This is a genomic window from Vibrio sp. J502, assembly GCF_025397955.1.
GTDB classification, from domain to species: Bacteria; Pseudomonadota; Gammaproteobacteria; order Enterobacterales; family Vibrionaceae; genus Vibrio; species Vibrio anguillarum.
Window position 1 is genome coordinate 2200206 of record NZ_CP104554.1, and the last position, 16910, is coordinate 2217115.

12 protein-coding genes are annotated in these 16910 nt (G+C 47.0%); 5 read left to right on the top strand and 7 right to left on the bottom strand.

What is annotated here, in order from left to right:
* Positions 1-46 precede the first annotated feature (46 nt).
* Both N5E84_RS10105 and N5E84_RS10110 read left to right on the top strand, forming a co-directional pair.
* Entirely contained in the window at positions 47-2452 is a 2406-nt protein-coding gene (locus N5E84_RS10105) for a GH36-type glycosyl hydrolase domain-containing protein (protein WP_029388442.1), read from the top strand.
* 62 nt (positions 2453-2514) lie between these two features.
* Positions 2515-3927, top strand: coding sequence for a phosphoglucomutase/phosphomannomutase family protein (locus tag N5E84_RS10110; protein ID WP_019283252.1), 1413 nt, complete (start codon positions 2515-2517; stop codon positions 3925-3927).
* Between the two features lie 106 nt (positions 3928-4033).
* Here N5E84_RS10110 and N5E84_RS10115 read toward each other — a convergent pair whose 3' ends face one another.
* From N5E84_RS10115 to N5E84_RS10140, 6 genes are all read right to left on the bottom strand, one after another.
* The gene (locus N5E84_RS10115) at positions 4034-5062 is read right to left on the bottom strand and encodes an ABC transporter ATP-binding protein (RefSeq protein ID WP_019283253.1); all 1029 of its coding nucleotides are present in this window, start codon (positions 5060-5062) and stop codon (positions 4034-4036) included.
* Positions 5062-6687 carry an ABC transporter permease gene (locus N5E84_RS10120; protein ID WP_019283254.1) on the bottom strand — a complete coding sequence of 542 codons (1626 nt, stop codon included), beginning with the start codon at positions 6685-6687 and terminating at the stop codon, positions 5062-5064. Before N5E84_RS10120 ends, N5E84_RS10115 begins: the two co-directional genes overlap by 1 nt.
* 100 nt (positions 6688-6787) lie before the next feature.
* Entirely contained in the window at positions 6788-7801 is a 1014-nt protein-coding gene (locus N5E84_RS10125) for a Fe(3+) ABC transporter substrate-binding protein (protein WP_019283255.1), read from the bottom strand.
* Positions 7802-7941: 140 nt separating this feature from the next.
* Positions 7942-9171: an ammonium transporter gene (locus tag N5E84_RS10130; RefSeq protein ID WP_029388443.1), complete on the bottom strand. Its 1230-nt coding sequence runs from the start codon at positions 9169-9171 to the stop codon at positions 7942-7944.
* 27 nt (positions 9172-9198) lie between these two features.
* Positions 9199-9537 (bottom strand): P-II family nitrogen regulator, encoded by a 339-nt coding sequence (locus N5E84_RS10135; protein WP_010317537.1) that lies wholly within the window; start codon positions 9535-9537, stop codon positions 9199-9201.
* Positions 9538-9728: 191 nt separating this feature from the next.
* Complete coding sequence (locus N5E84_RS10140) at positions 9729-10115, bottom strand: YacL family protein (RefSeq protein WP_010317535.1); 387 nt, start codon at positions 10113-10115, stop codon at positions 9729-9731.
* Positions 10116-10196: 81 nt separating this feature from the next.
* On the opposite strand from N5E84_RS10140, the gene N5E84_RS10145 reads away from it, so the two are divergent.
* The 3 genes from N5E84_RS10145 to N5E84_RS10155 all read left to right on the top strand — a co-directional run bounded on the left by N5E84_RS10145 (position 10197) and on the right by N5E84_RS10155 (position 13900).
* Positions 10197-11342, top strand: a complete 1146-nt coding sequence (locus N5E84_RS10145; RefSeq protein ID WP_013857654.1) for a sugar diacid recognition domain-containing protein — start codon at positions 10197-10199, stop codon at positions 11340-11342.
* Between the two features lie 133 nt (positions 11343-11475).
* A complete protein-coding gene (locus tag N5E84_RS10150; RefSeq protein WP_019283257.1) occupies positions 11476-12741 on the top strand; it encodes a GntP family permease in 1266 nt (421 codons plus the stop codon).
* 19 nt (positions 12742-12760) lie between these two features.
* On the top strand, positions 12761-13900 hold the full coding sequence (locus N5E84_RS10155) for a glycerate kinase (RefSeq protein ID WP_029388444.1): 1140 nt from the start codon (positions 12761-12763) through the stop codon (positions 13898-13900).
* 208 nt (positions 13901-14108) lie between these two features.
* Here N5E84_RS10155 and acnB read toward each other — a convergent pair whose 3' ends face one another.
* On the bottom strand, positions 14109-16706 hold the full coding sequence (gene acnB, locus N5E84_RS10160) for a bifunctional aconitate hydratase 2/2-methylisocitrate dehydratase (protein WP_013857657.1): 2598 nt from the start codon (positions 16704-16706) through the stop codon (positions 14109-14111).
* Positions 16707-16910: the final 204 nt, after the last annotated feature.

Consider the following 16910-nt stretch of genomic DNA (forward strand, 5'->3'; position numbering starts at 1 on the left):
TAATTTTTGGCTGAAAAAGACGCAGTTTGTTTAAAAGGAAATGACAATGAAATACGGCTATTTCGATAACGACAATCGTGAATATGTCATCACACGCCCTGACGTTCCAGCGCCTTGGACCAACTACTTAGGGACAGAAAAATTCTGCACCGTGATCTCTCATAACGCGGGCGGTTACTCTTTTTACAATTCACCAGAATATAACCGTGTTACCAAATTTCGCCCGAACGCTTCTTTTGATCGCCCGGGGCACTATGTTTACTTACGTGACGATGCAACTGGCGACTATTGGTCTATTTCTTGGCAACCCGTAGCAAAAAGCTTAGAAGAAGCGAAGTATGAAGTCCGCCACGGCCTCTCTTACTCCAAATTCAAATGTGACTACAGCGGCATTACTGCCACTAAAACTCTCTTTGTACCGAAAGGCGAAGATGCTGAAATTTGGGATGTCGTCATTAAAAACGATTCCACTGAGACTCGCACTATCAGCGCTTTTTCGTTTGTTGAATTCTCTTTTAGTCACATTCAATCCGATAACCAAAACCATCAGATGTCGCTTTACTCTGCAGGTACCGCTTATCACGCGGGTGTGATTGAGTACGATCTTTACTACAACACCAATGATTTCGAAGGCTTTTACTACTTAGCCTCGACGTTTGATCCAGACTCTTATGATGGCCAACGCGATACCTTCCTCGGCTTGTATCGTGACGAAGCCAATCCCATTGCAGTAGAACGTGGTCACTGCTCGAACAGCGCGCAAACCTGCTACAACCATTGCGGCTCGCTGCACAAACAATTTGTGATCCAACCAGGTGAAGAAGTTCGCTTTGCTTATATTTTGGGAATTGGTAAAGGCAATGGCGCGCGTTTGCGGGCTAAGTACCAAGACTTGGCTAATGTCGATGCCGCTTTTGCTGGGATCAAAGCGCATTGGGATGAACGTTGTGCGAAATTCCAAGTAAAATCACCGAATGAAGGCCTTGATACCATGATCAACACTTGGACGCTTTATCAAGCGGAAACGTGTGTGGTGTGGTCTCGCTTTGCCTCTTTCATTGAAGTGGGCGGTCGTACTGGTCTTGGTTACCGTGATACGGCGCAAGATGCCATTTCAGTACCGCACGCAAACCCGAAGATGACCCGTAAACGCTTGGTTGATCTGCTTCGTGGTCAAGTCAAAGCGGGCTATGGCCTACACCTATTTGATCCTGACTGGTTTGATCCAGAAAAAGCGGATGTCAAACCATCAAAATCACCAACCGTTGTACCAACGCCAAGTGATGAAGATAAGATCCACGGCATTGAAGATACGTGTTCTGACGATCATCTCTGGCTCGTTCCAACCATCTGTAAATACGTGATGGAAACGGGTGAAACATCCTTCTTTGATGAAGTGATCCCTTACGCCGATGGTGGCAATGCAACGGTTTACGAACACATGAAGGCGGCGCTTAACTTCTCGGCAGAATACGTAGGGCAAACAGGTATCTGCAAAGGTTTACGTGCTGACTGGAACGATTGCCTGAACTTAGGTGGTGGCGAATCATCTATGGTTTCTTTCCTCCACTTTTGGGCGCTGCAAGAGTTTATCGACCTTGCAAAATACCGTGACAATGCAGAGGATGTTGCGAAATATACCGAAATGGCGGCGAACGTACGTGAAGCTTGTGAAACTCACCTTTGGGATGAAGAAGGTGGCTGGTATATCCGTGGCCTGACGAAAAATGGCGACAAGATAGGAACTGCTCAGCAAACCGAAGGTCGAGTTCACCTTGAATCAAACACACTCGCCGTCTTATCGGGCGCAGTGTCGCAAGAGCGTGGTGAAAAAGCGATGGATGCCGTTGATGAGAATCTATTCTCCGAATACGGCTTACATCTGAACGCACCTTCCTTCTCTACCCCTAATGATGATATCGGTTTCGTTACTCGTGTTTATCAAGGTGTTAAAGAAAATGGCGCTATTTTCTCACATCCAAACCCTTGGGCATGGGTTGCAGAAACGAAGCTTGGCCGTGGTGATCGAGCCATGAAGTTCTACGACGCATTAAACCCTTATAACCAAAACGACATCATTGAAAAGCGCGTTGCCGAACCTTACTCATACGTGCAGTTCATTATGGGACGTGATCACCAAGATCACGGCCGTGCGAACCATCCATGGTTAACAGGTACGTCTGGTTGGGCCTACTTTGCCGTCACCAACTTCATTTTGGGTGTTCGTGTCGGTTTTGATGGCCTCGTCGTCGACCCATGCATTCCTACCAATTGGCCTGGTTTTGAAGTCACTCGCCAATGGCGCGGCGCGACTTACAACATCACAGTGCAAAACCCGAACTCCGTCAGTAAAGGGGTGAAAACAATCACAGTGAATGGCGAAGCAGTAGAAGGCGTGATTCCTGTCATGGCACAAGGCAGTGTCAACGATGTAGTGGTTATTCTCGGTTAACGCGATTTGAGCCTCAGCGCGAAGGAGCTGAGGCTCAACATTCGTCCCACAAGGATTTTATTATGATCAAATTTGGTACAGGTGGCTGGCGCGCCTTTATTGGTGAAGAGTTTACCAAAGACAACGTCTGTCTAGTGGCTCAATCACTTGCCAACATCATTAACCACGAAAATGTGGCTAACAACGGGTTTGTTATCGGCTACGACCGCCGCTTTCTTTCTGACAAAGCCGCACGTTGGTTTGCGCAAGTCTTAGCCGCGAATGGCGTGGTGGTAAGTTTTATCGATAAGTTTGTTCCTACCCCTATTGTGATGTTCAAGGCTAAAGAGATGAATTGCGCCTATTCGGCGTGTATTACGGCATCCCACAACCCTGCGGACTACAACGGCATCAAAGTGTTCATTGAAGGTGGACGAGACGCTGATGAGGTAATCACACAAAAGATTGAACAACAAATCGCGTCACTGACGCTTGCCGATGTAAAACATGTCGAATTTGAACAAGCGCTGCAAGATAAATCGATTGTCATCATCAATCCAATGAATGAGTTTGTCGATTCAATCATCAACTTTATCGATATTGAAGCGATCAAAAAAGCCAACCTGCGTGTGTTGATTGACCCTATGTTTGGCGTCGCGAAAAATGCATTGCAGACGGTTCTGATCAATGGCCGCTGCGATGTGGATGTGATCAATGATGGCAAAAACCCCGATTTTGGCGGTTTAATGCCTTCCCCTAATGCAGCGACGCTTTATCGTCTCAAACATTTAGTGGCCGCAGAAGGTTACGATATTGGGATAGGTACCGACGGCGATGCAGACCGACTTGGTATTATTGATGAGAAAGGCAACTTCATCCATCCTAATGAAGTACTGATCCTGCTTTACTACTACCTGCTTGAATATAAGGGTTGGAAAGGATCCGTGGTGCGTAACATCGCCACCACCCACCTGCTGGATAAAATTGCCGCTGACCACGATGAGAAAAGTTTTGAAGTCCCCGTTGGCTTTAAGCACATCAGCTCACAAATGGAAGCGGATGATTCACTAATTGGTGGTGAAAGCTCCGGCGGTTTAACCATTCGTGGACACATCAAAGGTAAAGATGGGGTTTTTGCATCGAGTTTGTTGGTTGAAATGATCAGCGTGACAGGCAAAAAACTCTCCGAATTACTGGGGGAAATTTACGCGAAATACGGTTACGCCTACACCGCAGAAGGTGACTGCAAATTTAAAGCCGCACAAAAAGAGTCGTTGTATAACAAAATCTACGTTGAGAAACAGTTGCCTCAATTTGAGTATGAGGTTGAGAAAGTCAGTTACGAAGACGGAGCCAAAGTCTACTTTAAAAACGGCGGCTGGGTTATTGCTCGTTTCTCTGGCACTGAACCATTGCTACGCATTTTTGCCGAAATGGCAGATAAAGACACTGCAGAACGTGTTCTTCAACAGGTGAAAGATTTTCTATCGTTATAGCTTTTACCCACTTCGACTCAAATTTGAGTCGCTATACCCGCACAGTATGAAGAGGTTGTAGGTATATCGATGAAGAACACTTGCCCGGCGTCATGCCGGGCTTTTTTTAAAAAGCCAACACACCTTGCGTATCAATGCTGACTGCAACATTTTGCCCAACGCTCAACGGCTGTGAAGAACTCGCCAGCAACTTACTGCCATACGCATCAATCACATAACGGCAGTGATCGCCCATAAATTGCTGCTCTAACACGCGGACTTTGCTCTCTTGCTGCGCACTAATTTGAATGTGTTGTGGCCGCAGTAGTAATTCGCATTTGGCTTCAAGCTCAATAGGTTGCTGAGCTTTGGCGTCAACCACACCTAAATCGGTCTCAAATTGCCATTCTGAAATTCGTTTGGCGCTTAAATAACTTCCACCGCCCAAGAAATCGGCTACAAATTTACTAGACGGTTGGTAGTACAGTTCAGATGCGGTGCCATATTGCTCAATCACACCGTGGTTCATTACCGCCATTTTATCAGCAAAAGCAAAAGCTTCTTCGCGGCTATGGGTCACAAAAATAGCCGTCACACCCTGCTTTTTAAAAATGTTGCGAATTTCACCGATCAACTCATGGCGAACTTGGGTATCGATGTTGGAAAACGGCTCATCAAGCAGCAGTAGATCCGGTTTATACGCCAAGGAGCGAGCAATCGCCACTCGCTGCTGCTGTCCACCCGATAGTTGATGAGGATAACGATCCCCCAGCCCCGCTAAGTGCACTAATGCCAACATCTCTTCGACTTTCGCTTTGCGCTGGGTTTGAGATAGTTGACGCAATCCAAACGCGATATTTTCCGCAACAGTTAAGTGAGGAAACAGCGCATAATCTTGGAAAATCATCCCTATGTTTCGCGCTTCCGGTGGCAACCAATGTTGACCATCATCAATCGTCACACAATTAAGGCTCATCACCCCAGAGCTGAGTGGCAACAAACCCGCAACGGCTTTCAATAAGGTCGTTTTACCACAACCACTTGCTCCTAATAAACAGACGATTTCTCCCTGTTTTACTTCCAGCGACAGTGATTGTAAAACCGTTTGGTTTTCATATTTGCAAGTCAAATCATGAATAGACAGCGCACAACTCATCAGTGATTTTGCTCCAGTGAACGGTTAACAACGATAAGCGGAATTAAACCAACCGCGACCAAGAGTATCGCAGGCAAAGCAGACACTTCTAATTGTTCATCCGATGCGTAGTTATAAACATAGGTCGCCAAGGTTTCGAAATTGAACGGACGCAATAACAAAGCGGCATTCAGCTCTTTCATTGACTCAATAAACACCAACAACCCAGCGATAAGCGTACCACGGCGGATCAATGGCAGATGAACTCGCCACAGCATAGCGTTCGATCGATAACCCATAGTTCGAGCCGCCATATCCAAAGAAGGTGAGACTTTATTAAGACTACTTTCTATGCTACCAATCGCCACGGCCGAAAAACGCACCACTAAAGCAAAAATAATAGCAAACATCGAACCAGAAAAGATAAGACCCGGTCGCCCCCACTGCATCGCTTTAGCAACATCATTGACCCAATGATCCATAAACAGCACCGGAACCATCACACCAATCGCTAGCACGGTTCCAGGAACCGCATACCCCATAGAAGACAAGCGCATAAAGGCTAAAGTCGCCCCGTTGGCGTTCAACCGATGGCAAAAATTCACGACCAAAGCAATCAACACCGCCACCAGCGCGGCCGTCAACGAAACCGTTAAGCTATTGATCGCAAAGTCTTGGAACTCCGAAGTCCAACTTTTCGCAAAATAGTGATAAGCGAATGAGACCAACTGCAATAAAGGCAGAAGAAACGCGAGCGCAACTAGCCCCCAACACCAACACAAAGCGGCCCATTTTTTCCACCCTTGCAACTGATAGCGAAAATCTTCATGGCTGTTAAATTGGCTTTGAAATAATTTCTGTTTACGACGGCTATAGCGCTCTGCGCTCAGCAGTAATAATACAATCACCAACATGATGGCGGATATTTTCGCTGCCGCATTCAAATTAGAATAACCGAGCCAAGTGTCATATACCGCAGTCGTTAGGGTATTAACGGCAAAGTAACTCACCGTACCAAAATCTCCCACCGTTTCCATCGCCACTAAGGAGAGGCCAACCGCCATCGCTGGCCGTGCAAGCGGTAGTGAAATAAGACGAAAACTCTGCCACGGAGAGCATTTTAATAGACGAGCGGATTGCAATAAGGAGACGTTCTGTTCCATGAATGCTGCACGGCACAGTAGGTAAACATATGGATAAAGCACCAGCGCAAGCACAATGCTTGCCCCGCCCAAACTGCGAATGTCGGGAAACCAGTAATCAGCTGCACCCCAGCCAGTAAGATCTCTAAGTAACACTTGCACTGGGCCTGCGTAGTCAAACCAACCGGTAAAGATGTAACCGATAATGTAGCCAGGCATCGCAAGTGGTAACACCAAGGCCCATTGCAAAATACGTTCGCTAGGCAACCGGCACATCGCCATTAACCAAGCACTGGGAATGCCAAATAGCAAAGAAAGCCCCATCACACTGAACGTTAATACGACGGTATTAAAGGTATAGGTGGGCATCACGGTTGACATGAGATGAGCAAAAACCTCATCACTTTGTCCCGCAGCGGTAATAAAGATGGCTAAGATCGGCAAAACCAGTAGCACAGTGACACTGGCACTACTGGTTTTCCATAATGTATTTTTTTCTTTCATTGCCTAATTACAATAAGGCTTACTGACACATAAATGCGTTTGCAAATACATCTCATGCCCCTTCAATAGAATAGGGGCACTGTTATACCCCTAGAACCGATTAAAGGTCAAATTTCACTTCATCAAGCAGCTTAATTGCCGCGGCATGATTGTCGGCAATTTTTTCGAGCGGCAGTGGATCCGCTTTAAAATCACCCCATGAAGCGACTAGTGCAGAACGCTCAACACCTGCTTTTACTGGGTATTCAAAGTTGACGTCAGCGTACATGTGCTGTGCTTTATCGCTGGTCAAAAACTCCATCAGCTTAACTGCGTTTTCTTTGTTAGGCGCGTACTTCGCCATCGCCATACCACTCACGTTAACATGCGTGCCTTGCGCATTCTGACCTGGGAAGTTGATGTAGACAGCTTCAGCCCATGATTTTTGCTTCTCATCAGCTAACATTTTCCCTAAATAATAGCTATTACCCAATGAGACATCACACAAACCTTCTTTAATCGCTTTAACTTGGTCACGATCGTTACCTTGAGGCTTACGTGCTAAATTTGCTTTGACACCTTCAAGCCAAACTTTAGTGCTCGCTTCGCCTTGCTCTGCAATCATGGATGCAACCAGCGCCACGTTGTAAGGGTGCTTACCACTACGAGTACAGATTTTGCCTTTAAATTCAGGCTTCGCGAGGTCAGCGTAATTGAAGTCATCACCCAGCTTGCCTACGCGATCGCGTGATGAATAGACGCTACGGGTACGCACAGTCAGTGCAAACCACTCATCGGAGCTATCGCGATACTGGGCAGGAATGTTGGTTTCAATGGTTTTGTTATCCACCGCCTGGACTAAACCTTTTTCAGATAACTCAAAAAGACGGCTAAATTCTGAGGTTAAAATCACGTCAGCAGGGCTGTACTCACCCTCTTGTACCAATTTCTCAGCAATCCCTTCTTTCGCAAACTTCACATTCACTTTAATGCCCGTTTGTTGAGTGAACTCTTTAAACATCGGCTCAATCAAAAATGGTTGGCGGTATGAGTAAACGTTGACCTCATCTGCCGCAATCGCGCTCGGAGCAATAACACTACATGCTATAGCAGAAAGAGTAAGCAGTTTCTTCATTTCTAGTTCCCTTTAAAATTGGTAATGATAATGTTTATCAGTTTCGTTATTATATTGATGATGGATTGAAAAACAATTCAATCAATAAAAAAACCTGCCTTAATCGGCAGGTTTTTAGGTAGGTTATCTGTAAGGAAATATTACTTTATTGTGACAAATTCTGGGTAGGCCCCCACCCCACAGTCGTGCATATCCATCCCTTTTAACTCTTCTTCTTCCGAAACTCGAATGCCTATCGTTGCCTTAAGGATGCCCCAAACCACAAGACTTGCACCAAATACCCAAGCGAAAATCACTGCGGCTCCAAGTAGTTGAGCGCCAAAAGTCGCATCAGTATTGCTGATTGGCACAACCATTAAACCGAACAAACCACATACGCCATGTACTGAAATTGCGCCGACAGGATCGTCAATTTTCACTTTATCAAGGGCAATAATGCTAAACACCACCAACACACCCGCTACGGCACCAATTGCTACCGCATACAGTGGTGATGGAGAGAGAGGATCAGCAGTAATCGCGACTAACCCGGCCAACGCACCGTTGAGTACCATGGTTAGATCCGCTTTACCCCAAGTGGTTTTACACACTAATAGAGCCGCGATAGAACCCGCTGCTGCAGCGGCATTGGTGTTGAGGAAGATCTGACCCACCGCTGTCGCGTTTTCAAAATCAGACAGCATTAATTGTGAACCACCGTTAAAACCAAACCAGCCAAACCACAGGATAAATGTACCCAAAGTCGCAAGTGGCATGTTGGAGCCCGGAATAGGGTAAATTTCACCATTTTTACCGTATTTACCTTTACGTGCTCCCAACAAGATGACCCCAGCTAGCGCCGCCGATGCACCCGCTAAGTGAACAATACCAGAGCCTGCAAAATCACTGAAACCGGCAGCAGAAAGAAAGCCACCGCCCCAAGTCCAATAGCCTTCCATTGGGTAAATGAATGCGGTCAAAACGACGGAAAAAATAAGGAACGACCACAATTTCATTCGCTCAGCGACAGCGCCAGAAACCACCGACATCGCGGTTGCCACAAACACCACTTGGAAGAAAAAGTCTGATTCAAGGGAGTGATCCGCGCCTTCTGCTTGGCTACCTATCAAGGAGCCGAATGAAGGCAGCCAGCCTGCTTCTGCGTTATCAACATACATAATGTTGTAACCAACCACTAAATACGTGGTACAGGCAATCGCGTACAAACAAAAGTTTTTGGTTAAAATTTCAGTGGTGTTTTTAGAACGGACTAAACCCGCTTCTAACATGGCAAAGCCAGCTGCCATCCACATGACCAACGCACCCGAAATTAAGAAAAAAAACGTATCGAGTGCGTAACGTAGCTCTGTTACCGTTGCTGCTAATTCCATAATGGTTATCTCCAATCCTTTGAATCTTTACAGTGCTTCACTGTCCATTTCGCCAGTGCGAATACGCACAGCTTGGCTGAGGTCATACACAAAAATTTTTCCGTCACCAATTTTTCCGGTGTGCGCCGCTTTGATAATCGCTTCTATCACGCGATCGACATTTTCAGCTTGTGTCGCTATTTCTAATTTCACTTTAGGCAGAAAATCGACTTGATATTCCGCGCCTCGGTAGAGCTCGGTGTGCCCTTTTTGGCGACCAAAGCCTTTCACTTCGGAAACCGTCATCCCTTCGATGCCGACATCGGCCAAAGCTTCACGCACATCGTCTAACTTAAATGGTTTAATTATCGCGTTGATCAGTTTCATTGCATCCTCTCACAAGCAGTAGTCCGTTTACGATCAATACAATCCAAGCTGCGTGCCAACTTTTTAAATCAATGATTTTAAAATATTTTTAACCATTTCCTATGCCAAAAAGAAAAGGGTTGCACAAATGAGGTGCAACCCTTTCCCAAAAATAAAGCGAAGTGGTTAATCTTCACCAGTTTTGTGCAGCGCTAAGTGAAGTCCGCAGGTGAGTAACGTACAAATTCGCACCACTGCTTGATCATCAAAGCAAAATCATCAATGCCGCAGCTTGCGGTGCTTTCACAATCGTAAAAATCAAACTCACTGTCACTATCAAGCGCTTCACCATGCGTCAAAACATTGGCCTGAACCGTGACCTCATCGGCAAGAATCATCACGCTGATTTCCTGCCCCTCAAGCGTCTGCTCTTGATTAAATGCACGTTTCGATGCTGCCATTAGCGCAATAACTTGATCTATTTTGGGAAGATCGTTGCTGATCTCCTCTTGTAGCCAACGGCCAATAATTTCGTGCCCCATCGAAAAAGAGCAGTAATAGCTGCCATCTAAGGTATTTTTTTTAAATTCGTAGTCCATCGGGTTCTCGATATTGGTGCTTGGGGATACGGATAACTTTGTTATTATCGGTGATTATGGCTAACGAAACCACTTGAGATTATGCAGATCACAGAAACCACCGCACGCCAGATTGTAGAAAGAGCGATGAAGATCATCACTTATTCAGTCAACGTAATGGATGAAAAGGGACGCATTATTGGCTCAGGTGATCCCACTCGTTTGCACCAGAAACACGAAGGGGCGATTTTAGCCATCAATGAAAATCGAGTGGTTGAAATTGATCATGCCACCGCCAGTTACCTAAAAGGCGTTAAACCCGGCATCAATTTCCCCATCATTTATCAACAACGAGTGATCGGCGTGGTTGGAATTTCCGGTAACCCAACGGAGGTTCACCGTTATGGCGAGCTGGTCAAAATGACGGCGGAGCTTATCGTTGAACAAGCCGCACTGATGGCACAAGTACAGTGGAATAAGCGCCACCGTGAAGAGCTGCTATTACAACTAATTCAAGGTGCCACTCTCAACGAAACACAACTCAATTCAATCGCCGAGCGATTAGGGCTCGATCTTTCCCAGCCGCGTATCGCTGCCGTGGTCAAATTGATCCCAGATAACGACACTGCCTTATCGCTAGAACACTTACAGCAGTTAGTGCATCTGCTGGAATACCCTGAACGGGATAATTTGGTGGGGATCATTTCAGTTTCTCACAACGAAGTGGTGGTTTTAAAACCCATCTCACTCACCGAAAAAGGTTGGTCACAAGAGGCCGAAACTAAACGAGTCAATCAACTGTTGAAGCGAGTGAAAAAAGAGGGCAAATTCACCATCAAAATTGCACTAGGTGATTATTTTCCAACGCTCTCTGGGTTGGCTCAATCTTATCAAACCGCCAAGTTGACGATGCAAGCCTCCCATCATAAACAGGGAGACGTCTTCTTTTATCAAGATGATAAGTTACCTGTACTGCTCAATAGCGTACAGCATGAGCCATGGAGCCGCGAGCAGTTACGCCAACCCTATACCCTGCTGGAACGGTATGATACTAAGGGAATATTAATTAAAACCCTCCGCCATTATTTTGAGCAAAACTGCGATGTTCATCAAACTTGCCAAACACTGCATATTCACCGTAATACCTTGCGCTATAGGCTTGAAAAAATTGAGCAAGTAACTGCTTTAAAATTCAATCAGTTAAATGACATTACTCACCTTTATTTGGCTTTATCTTGCTTCAAATAAAAACATAAAATTGTGCATTTGCACAATTAATCAGTCGTATCAAAGCCAGTAATCTGTGCAATAGACTGAAGACTCTTTTATTTTTGCTCCCTATATTGCAGCCAATCACTGATAAAAAATATGGATATAGAAGATGATTGAAGTTTCAACTCTCGGAGCTCTGGCCGCATTAGTCGTGGCTATCACGCTCATTCTAAAAAAAGTACCACCCGCCTATGGCATGATCATCGGCGCGTTGGTCGGTGGCGTGATCGGCGGTGTATCGCTGACCGACACCGTTGCTCTGATGATTGGTGGCGCACAAGGCATTGTGACCGCAGTGCTACGCATTCTTGCAGCAGGTATTTTGGCTGGTGTATTGATTGAATCAGGCGCTGCCACTTCCATTGCAGAAACCATAGTGAAAAAGGTTGGAGAAACTCGCGCTTTATTTGCCTTGGCCTTAGCAACCTTAATTTTGACTGCGGTCGGCGTGTTTGTCGACGTGGCAGTAATCACCGTATCTCCTATCGCGCTGGCGATCGCTCGTCGTGCCGATCTCTCCAAGGCGGCCATTCTGCTAGCGATGATTGGCGGCGGTAAAGCGGGTAACGTAATGTCACCTAACCCTAATGCGATTGCCGCAGCCGACGCGTTTAACGTGCCACTTACTTCTGTCATGGCGGCGGGTATTATTCCTGGGATCTGCGGGCTTATTGTGGCTTACTTGATTGCCAAACGTTTAGTCAATAAAGGAAGTAAAGTCTCCGCCAGTGAAGTCGTTGCGGTGGATCATTCTAGGCTACCCCGCTTTAGCTCAGCGATCATCGCACCATTAGTGGCGATTGTGTTACTCGCACTACGCCCTATCGCTGGCATCAATGTGGATCCTTTAATTGCACTCCCATTAGGCGGATTAGTCGGTGCGGTCGTGATGGGACGATTTGCAGACACTAACCACTTCGCGGTTTCAGGTCTAACTCGCATGGCTCCGGTTGCAGTTATGCTGCTTGGTACTGGTACTTTAGCCGGCATCATCGCCAATTCAGGTCTTAAAGGCGGTTTAATCGAAGTACTGACCGCTTCTGGCTTGCCTTCTTACCTACTTGCACCGATCTCAGGTGCAATGATGTCACTGGCGACCGCTTCAACCACCGCAGGTACAGCCGTTGCTTCCAGCGTCTTTAGCTCCACTATACTCGAGCTAGGCGTACCCGCGCTGGCAGGGGCTGCCATGATCCATTCAGGTGCGACCGTACTTGATCATATGCCACACGGTAGTTTCTTCCACGCCACGGGCGGAGCGGTACATATGGACATTCGTGAGCGTCTCACCTTAATTCCTTATGAATCGACAGTAGGTTTAGTGATTGCCTTCATTTCTGTGATGATTTTTGGCGTATTTGGTCTGTTTGTTTAACGCAGTTAAGGTGTTAAAAATGAAAATTGTTATTGCTCCAGATTCTTATAAAGAGAGCCTAACGGCAATGGAAGTCGCCACCGCGATAGAGAATGGATTCAAACAAGTGTTGCCCGATGCGCACTACATTAAGTTACCGATGGCCGATGGCGGCGAAGGGACGGTCCAATCACTGGTTGATGCCACTAATGGATCGATTGTTACCACAACCGTAACGGCGCCGCTAGGTGAACAAGTCGAGGCTTTTTATGGCTTAATGGGTGATGGTAAAACAGCGATCATTGAGATGGCGGCCGCATCGGGCTTACACCTTGTGCCGCCAGAGCAACGCAACCCAATGAACACCACCAGCTACGGTACTGGTGAGCTGATTAAAACCGTGCTTGATCAAGGTGTTGAACACATCATCATCGGCATTGGTGGTAGTGCAACCAACGATGGTGGCCTCGGCATGGCGCAAGCCCTCGGCATTCAACTGCTTGATTCAGATGGCAATCCATTAGGCTTTGGTGGCGGTGAATTGTCAAAACTGGCCTCGATTGATCTCACACTACTGGACCCACGTTTAACCCGCATCAAACTGGAGGTCGCCTGCGATGTCGATAATCCACTGTGCGGCGTACAAGGCGCTTCGCACGTCTTTGGCCCACAAAAAGGAGCAACACCCGAGATGGTCGCGCAACTTGATGCCAACCTTGCGCATTATGCAAACATCATCAAAATGCAATTAGGTCGTGATGTTAAAGAGATGCCGGGTGCTGGCGCAGCAGGCGGTTTAGGTGCGGCGCTGGTTGGTCTACTAGGAGCGAGCCTTCGTCCGGGCATTGAAATTGTGATGGATGCCGTGAACCTTAGCGATGTAGTAAAGGATGCCGATTTAGTCATCACTGGGGAAGGACGCATTGATAGCCAAACCATCCACGGTAAAACGCCAATCGGTGTTGCGCGCACTGCCAAACGTTTTTCCGTGCCAGTGATCGGTATTGCAGGCTGCTTGTCAGCAGACTGCGCCGTTGTTCACCCACATGGCATCGATGCGGTATTCAGTATCGTTCCACGCTCGGTCGACTTGCCTACAGCCCTTGCCGAAGCGGCGCAAAATGTAGAAATGACCGCGCGTAATGTCGCGTGTGTTTTTAGCTTGTCTTACAGGCAATAACTATTTCGCTGAATACCATATGACGTTCACGCTCATTTTAACTCCATTGACAGAACAACGTTATGAATTATGGGTCAAGTCATTGTTGGCGGATGCAGCCACCGATCGAACTTAATCTAATGCTATTTCAGCATTGAGTGAGAAGCTAGAATGGTAAAAAGCCACCGAATCGGTGGCTTTTTTATCAGGAGGTTAGCTTGGATAGCTCTTACACCGCTTGCTGGACAATCACACTGTCTGCTTTTTTAGTGTATTGCGCCATACGATGGAAGTTGAGGTAGCGATAGGTGTCAGCTGCAGTTGCGTTGATCTGCTTCGCGTACTCTAGATACTCTTCCAGTGTCGGAATGCGGCCTAAAATGGCGCCCACGGCCGACAGCTCTGCCGAAGCAAGGTAAACATTCGCGCCAGTCCCTAAACGGTTCGGGAAATTACGAGTCGATGTCGACATGACGGTCGCTTTATCAGCAACACGCGCTTGGTTACCCATGCATAACGAACATCCTGGAGTTTCAATGCGTACCCCAGCGCGACCAAAGATGCCGTAATAGCCCTCTTCGATAAGCTGATCTTTGTCCATCTTAGTCGGTGGCGCAACCCACAAACGCGTATCTAACTGACCATTGAACTTCTCAAGCAATTTACCTGCCGCGCGGAAGTGACCAATGTTGGTCATACAAGAACCGATGAAGACTTCATCAATAGGCGTACCTTGTACATCAGAAAGTAAGCGCGCATCGTCTGGGTCATTTGGCGCACATAAAATCGGCTCTTTAATCTCAGCCAGATCAATCTCGATCACATGTGCGTATTCTGCATCACTATCCGCTTGCATCAACTCAGGATTGGCTAGCCACGCTTCCATCGCCGTAATACGACGCTCGATAGTCCGGCGGTCACCATAACCTTCGGCGATCATCCACTTCAACATAGTGATGTTAGAGTTGAGGTACTCTTCAATTGAGGCTTGTGACAATTTAACCGTACAACCTGCAGCACTACGTTCTGCCGAGGCATCAGAAAGTTCAAACGCTTGCTCAACCGTTAAGTGCTCAACCCCTTCGATTTCTAGCACACGGCCAGAGAATTCGTTAATTTTCCCCGCTTTCGCCACTGTAAGCAGGCCTTGCTTAATCCCGTAATAAGGGATCGCGTGCACTAGATCGCGCAGCGTGATGCCCGGCTGCATTTCACCTTTGAAACGCACCAAGACAGATTCTGGCATATCCAGTGGCATCACACCCGTTGCGGCCGCAAAAGCAACCAAGCCAGAACCGGCTGGGAATGAAATGCCAAGCGGGAAGCGTGTATGCGAGTCACCACCAGTACCGACGGTATCAGGTAACAACATGCGGTTTAGCCATGAGTGAATAACGCCATCACCCGGACGCAGTGAAACACCGCCACGGTTCATGATGAAATCAGGCAAGGTATGGTGGGTATTCACATCAACAGGCTTTGGATAAGCCGAGGTATGACAGAAAGATTGCATGACTAAGTCAGCAGAGAAACCGAGACACGCCAAATCTTTCAATTCATCACGTGTCATCGGGCCAGTGGTATCTTGCGATCCAACCGTGGTCATTTTAGGTTCGCAGTAAGTCCCCGGGCGAACACCCGTCACGCCGCATGCTTTACCGACCATTTTCTGAGCCAGTGTATAACCTTTGCCTGTATCAGCCACTGCAACTGGGCGACGAAATACTGTTGACGCTTCTAAGCCTAGTGCTTCGCGTGCTTTATCCGTTAAACCACGACCAACGATCAGTGGAATACGGCCGCCAGCGCGCACTTCATCAATCAATACGTCGGTTTTAAGCTTGAACGTGGCAAGCACTTCGCCAGTGTCGTGGTTACACACTTTGCCTTCAAATGGGTAAACATCAATCACATCACCCATGTTGAGTTTGGTAACGTCAACTTCAATCGGCAACGCGCCGGCATCTTCCATGGTGTTGAAGAAGATAGGTGCAATTTTACCGCCGAGCACGTAGCCACCCGCGCGTTTATTAGGCACAAATGGGATGTCGTCACCCATAAACCACAAAACAGAGTTAGTCGCGGATTTACGAGACGAGCCTGTACCGACCACATCGCCCACATAGACTAGCTGATGGCCTTTCTCTTTTAGAGCTTCGATTTGAGTGATAGGGCCAATGCTGCCTGCTTTATCGGGTTGAATGCCTTCACGTTCATTTTTCAACATAGCCAGTGCATGCACTGGAATATCTGGGCGTGACCATGCATCTGGCGCTGGTGACAAATCATCAGTATTGGTTTCGCCAGTAACTTTAAATACGGTTAGCGTGATCTTCTCTTGAAGCGCCGGTTTTGAAAGGAACCATTCCGCGTCTGCCCATGATTGCAACACTTTTTGTGCATGTGCATTACCCGCTTTTGCTTTCTCTTCAACGTCATAGAACGCATCAAACATCAGTAGAGTACGCGATAGTGCATCAGCCGCAATCGGTGCCAGCTCAGCATCATCAAGCAATGAGACTAGCGGCTCGATGTTATAACCACCTTGCATAGTTCCGAGTAGTTGCGCAGCTTTTGCGCGGCTCACTAACGGTGAAGAGACCTCACCTTTAGTGATGGCGGTTAAAAAGCCCGCTTTAACATAAGCGGCCTCATCCACACCGGGAGGAATTCGATTTTCAAGGAGATCAAGCATGAACGCTTCTTCACCTTGAGGGGGATTTTTCAACAGTTCAACAAGTCCTGCGACTTGTTCAGCATTTAGGGGTCTAGGAACAACTCCTTCGGCAGCACGCTCTGCGACGTGTTTACGGTAGGCTTCAAGCACGACTTTTTCCTCTCATTGCGGTTTACCCCATTATTATTGACATGATGGGCAAACATCCTTGGAAACTTGGCTCTCCATTGCCAGATATTTTTATGTAATCAGCGGCAGAGAGGCCAAACTGTGGGACGAAGAATAGCAAATTTAACTTTAAATTAAAATCTTATCATTTTGACCAACATAGCAACTTAAGACTAAAGTTCTATG

Coding starts and splice junctions, on each gene's coding strand:
- N5E84_RS10105 (WP_029388442.1), top strand. CDS start 47: ATGAAATACGGCTATTTCGATAACGACAATCGTGAATATGTCATCACA.
- N5E84_RS10110 (WP_019283252.1), top strand. CDS start 2,515: ATGATCAAATTTGGTACAGGTGGCTGGCGCGCCTTTATTGGTGAAGAG.
- N5E84_RS10115 (WP_019283253.1), bottom strand. CDS start 5,062: ATGAGTTGTGCGCTGTCTATTCATGATTTGACTTGCAAATATGAAAAC.
- N5E84_RS10120 (WP_019283254.1), bottom strand. CDS start 6,687: ATGAAAGAAAAAAATACATTATGGAAAACCAGTAGTGCCAGTGTCACT.
- N5E84_RS10125 (WP_019283255.1), bottom strand. CDS start 7,801: ATGAAGAAACTGCTTACTCTTTCTGCTATAGCATGTAGTGTTATTGCT.
- N5E84_RS10130 (WP_029388443.1), bottom strand. CDS start 9,171: ATGGAATTAGCAGCAACGGTAACAGAGCTACGTTACGCACTCGATACG.
- N5E84_RS10135 (WP_010317537.1), bottom strand. CDS start 9,537: ATGAAACTGATCAACGCGATAATTAAACCATTTAAGTTAGACGATGTG.
- N5E84_RS10140 (WP_010317535.1), bottom strand. CDS start 10,115: ATGGACTACGAATTTAAAAAAAATACCTTAGATGGCAGCTATTACTGC.
- N5E84_RS10145 (WP_013857654.1), top strand. CDS start 10,197: ATGCAGATCACAGAAACCACCGCACGCCAGATTGTAGAAAGAGCGATG.
- N5E84_RS10150 (WP_019283257.1), top strand. CDS start 11,476: ATGATTGAAGTTTCAACTCTCGGAGCTCTGGCCGCATTAGTCGTGGCT.
- N5E84_RS10155 (WP_029388444.1), top strand. CDS start 12,761: ATGAAAATTGTTATTGCTCCAGATTCTTATAAAGAGAGCCTAACGGCA.